At 63.6% G+C, this 6,487-nt stretch carries 2 protein-coding genes; both read right to left on the bottom strand.

The window, feature by feature from the left end:
* A partial coding sequence (locus ACIBCN_RS43800; RefSeq protein WP_396998712.1) for a beta-ketoacyl synthase N-terminal-like domain-containing protein occupies window positions 1–4,652 on the bottom strand: 4,652 nt, incomplete at its 3' end.
* 646 nt (window positions 4,653–5,298) lie between these two features.
* On the bottom strand, window positions 5,299–6,480 hold the full coding sequence (locus ACIBCN_RS43795; RefSeq protein WP_396998711.1) for a hydroxylase: 1,182 nt from the start codon (window positions 6,478–6,480) through the stop codon (window positions 5,299–5,301).
* Between the last annotated feature and the right edge of the window lie 7 nt (window positions 6,481–6,487).

Raw genomic sequence — 6,487 nt, 5'->3', positions numbered from 1 at the left:
ACAAACACCGGAAAACCCGCACACAACTCCCGCCCCATCCCCAACCACTGCCCACCCTGCCCCGGAAACACCAACACCGTCTTCCCCGAACCCGAAACACCCTCCCCAGACACCACATTCACATCCGCACGCCCCTCAGACAAAGCGGACAAACCCGAAAGCAACCGCTCCCGACCCACCCCCGAAACCACCCCACAATGCTCAAACCGCGACCGCCCCAACAACGACCACCCCACATCCGACACCGACACCCCAGCACCGGAACCCTCACCCACAAACCGCGCCAACCGCTCCGCCGACGACCGCAACGCTTGCTCAGACCGCGCCGACAACACCCACGGCACAACCCCACCAACAACCGAATCCAACCCCGGTGCAGAACTGTTCGGCTCCGCGTCACCCTCCGGCGCCTGCTCCAAAATCACATGCGCATTCGTCCCACTGATCCCGAACGACGAGACACCCGCCCGACGCAAACCTCGCTCCGGCACCTGCCACAACCGCTGTGCGGTCAACAACGACACGGCACCCGAAGACCAATCCACATGCGAAGAAGGCGCATCCACGTGCAACGTCTTCGGCAGAACCCCGTACTGCATCGCCAGCACCATCTTGATCACACCAGCCACCCCAGCCGCCGCCTGGGTATGACCAATATTCGACTTCAGCGAACCCAACCACAACGGCCGATGCCGTTCTCGGCCATACACATTGATCACGGCCCGGGCCTCGATCGGATCACCCAGCCGGGTACCGGTGCCGTGCGCCTCGACTGCACTCACATCCGCCGGCTTCAGACCAGCGTCGCGCAGCGCATCCGACAACACGCTCTCTTGGGCAGCGGCGCTGGGGGCCGTGAGGCCGTTGCTTGCGCCGTCGTGATTCATTGCCGTGCCCCGGACAACGGCGAGTATGGGGCGCCCCGCGTCGAGTGCAGACGATCTCCGCTCCACGATCACCAAACCGACGCCCTCGGCCCAAGCCGTGCCATCGGCCGATGCGGCAAACGCCTTGCAGCGGCCGTCCGGGGAGAGGCCGCCCTGGCGGGCGAACTCGATGAACATGCCCGGTGTTGTCATCACCGTGACGCCCCCGGCCACCGCCATATCGCACTCACCGGCGCGCAGCGCCCGGCAGGCCAGATGTAATGCCACCAGCGACGACGAGCACGCGGTATCCACTGTCAGTGCTGGACCAACGGTACCCAGCGTGTAGGCGATCCGCCCTGAGGCAACGCTGGTTGCGGTGCCGGTGAGTACGTATCCGGCTGCGTCTCCGGCTGCCTCGTGCATCCGCGGGCCGTAGTCCTGCGCCATTGCTCCGACAAAAACGCCGGTTCGGCTGCCGCGCAGTGAGGTGGGCGCGATGCCCGCCCGTTCAAACGCTTCCCAGGTTGTTTCCAGAAGCAGTCGTTGCTGCGGGTCCATTCCTTCGGCTTCACGCGGTGAGATGCCGAAGAATTCGGCGTCGAACTGGGCGACGTCATCGAGGAATCCGCCCAGATAGTCGTCGGTCAGACCGGTCGCCACCTTGCCGCTGCTATTCCAATGCCGATCCGGGGGTGCCGAACCGACGGCTTCGAGCTCGCCGGCGACCAATGCCCACAGCTCTTCGGGCGTCTCGATACCGCCCGGTAGGCGACAGGCCATTCCCGTGATGACAACGGGGTCCTCGGGCCCGTGGAGGGCCGATCCGGAACCGTACGACGGTTCTGCGGAAGGTCCGCCTTTCAGATGATCGGCCAACTGTCTTGGGCTCGGATGGTCGTACACCACCGTTGTGGGCAGCGCAGCGCCCGCGGCAGCGGCGAGCCTGCGACTGAGCTCCACCACGGCCACTGAGTCGAAGCCCAGGTCCCTGAAGCTCTTATCCGGATCGATCATCGCCGGACTCGAGTGCCCAAGGATGGCGGCAGCTGTCGCCTGCACCAGGCCGAGCTGCTCCCGGTGGGGTATAAGTCCGAGCACGGGTTCCGGTCCTTGCCGCTCGACCTCGGCTGTGGCATCGGCGGACCAAGACCGAGCCTGCCGGGGGGCAGCTGAGAGCCGGTGCGAAGTGCGTTGAAAGGGATAGTGCGGCAGACGAATTCGACGTCCCCCGGCACCCGGAAGCTTCGTCCAGTCGATCATCGCGCCATGGACATAAGCCTGCGCGATGGCGCTGAGGAAGCGTGCCGGACCTCCGTCACCACGGCGCAACGTCCCCATTACCAACGCCTCATCCGCACCGTATGACGCGACGGTGTCTCCGAGCGCAGCGGTAAGCACCGGGTGCGGGCTCACCTCGATGAAACGCCGCATGTTCGAATCGAGCAATGCCCTGGTGGTGGCTTCGAATTCCACCGGTGACCGGAGATTTCGGAACCAGTACTCGGCATCCAGTTCCGCGGTATCGAGCACGGTACCAATGACGGTGGAGTAGAAGGGGATTGCTGACGAGACCGGTTCGATGTCAGCAAGATCGCTGAGCAGTCGCGTGCGAATGACATCGACATGCGCGGTGTGGGAGGCGTAGTCCACTGCCACGGCGCGCACCCGAATGCCCTCTGCGGCACACTCATTCATGAACTGGCCGAGTGCATCAGCGCCGCCTGCCACAATGGTGGTGTCGGGGCCGTTGATTGCCGCGATACCGAGTCGGCCCTGGTACGACCCGAGGAGCTCGGACACCGCGGACTTCGACAGTTCCACTGATGCCATGCCACCGGCGCCGGCCATCGCGGCAACCGCACGACCGCGCAGGACAACGATTTTCGCCGCGTCTGCCAGTGTCAGACCTCCGGCGACGTGTGCCGCTGCGACCTCGCCCTGGGAATGTCCGGCAACGGCAGCCGGCTCAACTCCCGATGCCCGCCAGAACGCGGCCAGCGAGACCATCACGGCGAATAATATGGGCTGTACCACCGCAACCCGTTCCAGTTGCTCGGCCACTTCGGGCGAGCGGAGCACATCCAGTACCGACCAACCGGCCTCGGCTGCGATTGCGCGATCACAAGCTGCCATCGACTCGGCGAAAACACTGTCGGTGCGGAGCAGGTCGAGTGCCATGCCGGGCCACTGGGATCCTTGCCCCGGAAATACGAAGACGGTACCCGAGTCGATGGCCCGGCCCACCGCGAGATTTGCGGCGGGCATTTCATCGACGCAGGCCTGCAAACCATTCGTCAAGTCGTCGAGGTTCGCCGCGACAATCACCGCGCGATCCGACAGGGCAGCTCGCGTTGTCACCAACGAGTAACTCAAATCCGCCAGAGACTGGTTGGGACTATCCGCCAGCCAATGCACTAGTTGACGGGCTCGTGCGCGGAGGGCACTTCTTCCCACGGTGGATACGGGAAAAGTCAAGATCCGGCATGATTCCGCCGCATCGGTCTCGTTGATCGAATCGGCCGGCTCGTCCGATACCGCGCCGATCGGTTCCCCGAGCACGACATGACAATTCGTTCCACCCATCCCGAACGAACTGACTCCCGCTATCAATGGCAAATCCATCCGAGGCCATGGCCCCGTCGTCTGCTGCACCCGAATGCGCAGATTCTCGAAATCTATATCCGGATTAGGCTTTTCGAAATTCAAGCTGGCCGGAATCGTACGATTAGCAATGCTGAGAGCCGTCTTCATGAAGCCGGCAATACCACCCGCACCATCCAGGTGGCCGATATTTGTCTTCACCGATCCGACCCGGACACAATCGCCCGGACGACGAACGGCTCCGATTGCGGTCGCCTCGATGGGGTCGCCGACGCTGGTACCCGAACCATGTAACTCGATGTACTGAACCTGCATGGGATCGACGTGTGCTTGCCGGCACGCGTTCCGAATTACCTGTTCCTGGGCAATCGGATTCGGCCGGGTCAGGCTCTCGGCAAACCCATCGTTGTTCACCGCCGTGCCGCGGATCACGCAATAGACCGGATCGCCCGCCGCCAGCGCTGCCGCGAGCGGCTTGAGCACGACCAGCCCGCCGCCCTCACCCCGGACGAATCCGTTGGCTCGCGAGTCGAAGGTAAAGCAGCGCCCATCCGGCGAGAGCGCACCGAAGCGTTCCACCACCTCGTGATGACGCGAGCTCAGGTTCAGGCTGACGCCACCGGCCAGCACCAGACTCGACTCGCCACTCACTATGCTCTGATATCCCAGGTGCACTGCCACCAGCGCGGAAGACTGCGCGGCATCCACGGTAAGGCTCGGGCCGCTGAGACCGAGGAAATACGAGACACGGTTCGCGATGATGCTGCGGTGCAACCCGGTCATGGAGTACCGCGTGAGGGGACCGCGATCGCCGCTGAGCGCAAGAGTCGTATGCTCGTCCGACGACGCCCCGATGAATACGGCGGTCGACGTTTCCCGAATATCTTCCGCCGGAATTCGCGCATCCTCGAGAGCTTCCCAGGCGAGTTCCAGCATCACCTTCTGCCGAGGGTCTGTGGCAGCGGCCTCAGCCGGTGACATACCAAAGAACTCGGCGTCGAAATCGTCATACGATTCTGTGGAAGGATCCCTCGGGGCCTGCTCAACATCATGAACCGCATCAGTAGCGTTCCATAGCAGCTGCCAGAATTCCTCGACAGTCCGCGCCATCGGAAACCGGCAGGACATGCCGACGACGGCCACCAGCCGGCTGAGGTCGCCGTCGGCCCCCGCGGTTGTCACCGAATCCCCATGACGTCACCACGATCAGTTACCGGGCACAAGCCACCGAACCCTATCCGCATAATGACATCACAGCTCCCCGACGCGATATTCACAGTTACGTGCTATTCGGCGCTTCCAGCCGGAACAACACGCCCCGGCCATTCCGGCGAGTGGAAGCGAATCCGCTCGGCAGACATATGGCTGGAGGTTCGGATTCCAGCTACGAAAGCGGCGGCCATCCGTCCCAACTGGGTAGCCGAAGCATTGGCTCGAAGGACGGTGTCGCCGCACAACCGGCATCGATCACACCGGACGCGCGCTCCGGGCATTGCTCAGCAGAACCTGAATCGGTCACATCTCACGCTCCGTCGATGCCAATCTGATCACCAAAGCGACGATAACACGTTCTAGTTTTCCGTGCACGTACCGTCTTTCGAGCGCCGGACATCAACTCGCACACGGTGCTGTTCCATTGAACTACCCACGGAACTCACCTCACTCGCGATGACACGGCCGCGCCGCACTCTTCGGACGCTGTCCAGAGCGCATCAGCTATGACGAGAACTTGTTCCCGTTGCTCGCGGCGGTCCGCGGCCACGACCGCGGCAACCGGCGATGCGGTGTGGTTTACCTGTCATCGACACTCCCTTCTGGAGCCGCGCGGTCAGATCATCGCCCGCAGTGCTCCCTGTGGCTCGACACCGAGCCCGCTCAGCGTCGCGGCGTGATACACCGTGCTCGGGACATGGATGGCGTGGTGCAGTCCGGCGTGCGCGTCGCGCCAGTACCGCTGGAGCGGTTTGTCCATCCGCAGCGCCGTGCCACCGCATCGCGGATAGATCTCGTCGATCGCACGCACTGCCTGCCATGCGGCACGAATCTGGTTGCGCCGCCCCGCTGCTCGGCGCTCGAAGCTCACCTCCTTGCCCGCGTCGACGAGGTCCCAGATCTGCTCCGCGTTGGTGATCAGCCCCTCCCGCGCCGACTGGATCTGCGCTGCCGCCTCCCCCATGGCGTACAGCGTGTAGGGGTCGTCCTTGATGGCGGTTCCCTGCGCGTTGATGCGGGCTCGCTGATAGTTCATCGCCTCGGCGAGCAGACCTTCACAGATTCCGATGGTGGCGGCAGTAATGCCGAGCGGGAACATGCACGACCACGGCATCCGGTACAGGGTCTGCGACAATCCGGCCTCGCGGACCTGGCTGCCATCGATCAGCCGGTCGTACTCCATCACCCGGTAGTCCGGAATGAAGGTGTCCTCGATGACGAGATCCTTGGAACCGGTCCCCTTCAGCCCGACAACATTCCAGGAGTCCTCGATTATCTCGTACTCACCGCGCGGGATGATGACGTGCAACATGGTCGGTGGAGTGACGGGATTGCCGTCCTCATCGCATTTGGTCGCGCCAAGAAATGCCCACTGGCAGTGGTCGGTTCCCGAGGAGAAGCCCCAGCGGCCGCTCATCCGGTAGCCGCCTGCCACTGGGGTCGCCATGCCGGTAGGCATATACGGTGACGCCATCCAGGTGCCTTGGTCCTCGCCCCACACCTCGTCCTGCACCCGGGGATCCGCCATCGCGAGCTGCCACGGATGCATACCGACTACACCGTGCACCCAGCCTGCGGGCGGATTCAGTGCAGCTGTTGCCATTACGGTCTCGGCGAACTCGCGCACGCCGACCTCGAAGCCGCCGTGCGTCTTCGGCTGCAGCATCTTGATCGAACCCGCGGCCTTCATCGTGTCGACGGTCGAATCCGCCAGGCGGCCGAGCCGATCCGCCTCTGGCCCTTCTTTGCGAAGGTCGTCCTGATGTTCCATGATCCGATCGAGGACCGATTCGGTCATCGTCAAC

Origin of the sequence: Nocardia sp. NPDC051052, assembly GCF_044456045.1 — a bacterium.
In the GTDB taxonomy this organism is placed as follows: domain Bacteria; phylum Actinomycetota; class Actinomycetes; order Mycobacteriales; family Mycobacteriaceae; genus Nocardia.
Note: the sequence above shows the minus strand (reverse complement) of the source record. Positions and strands in the feature narration are given on the sequence as shown.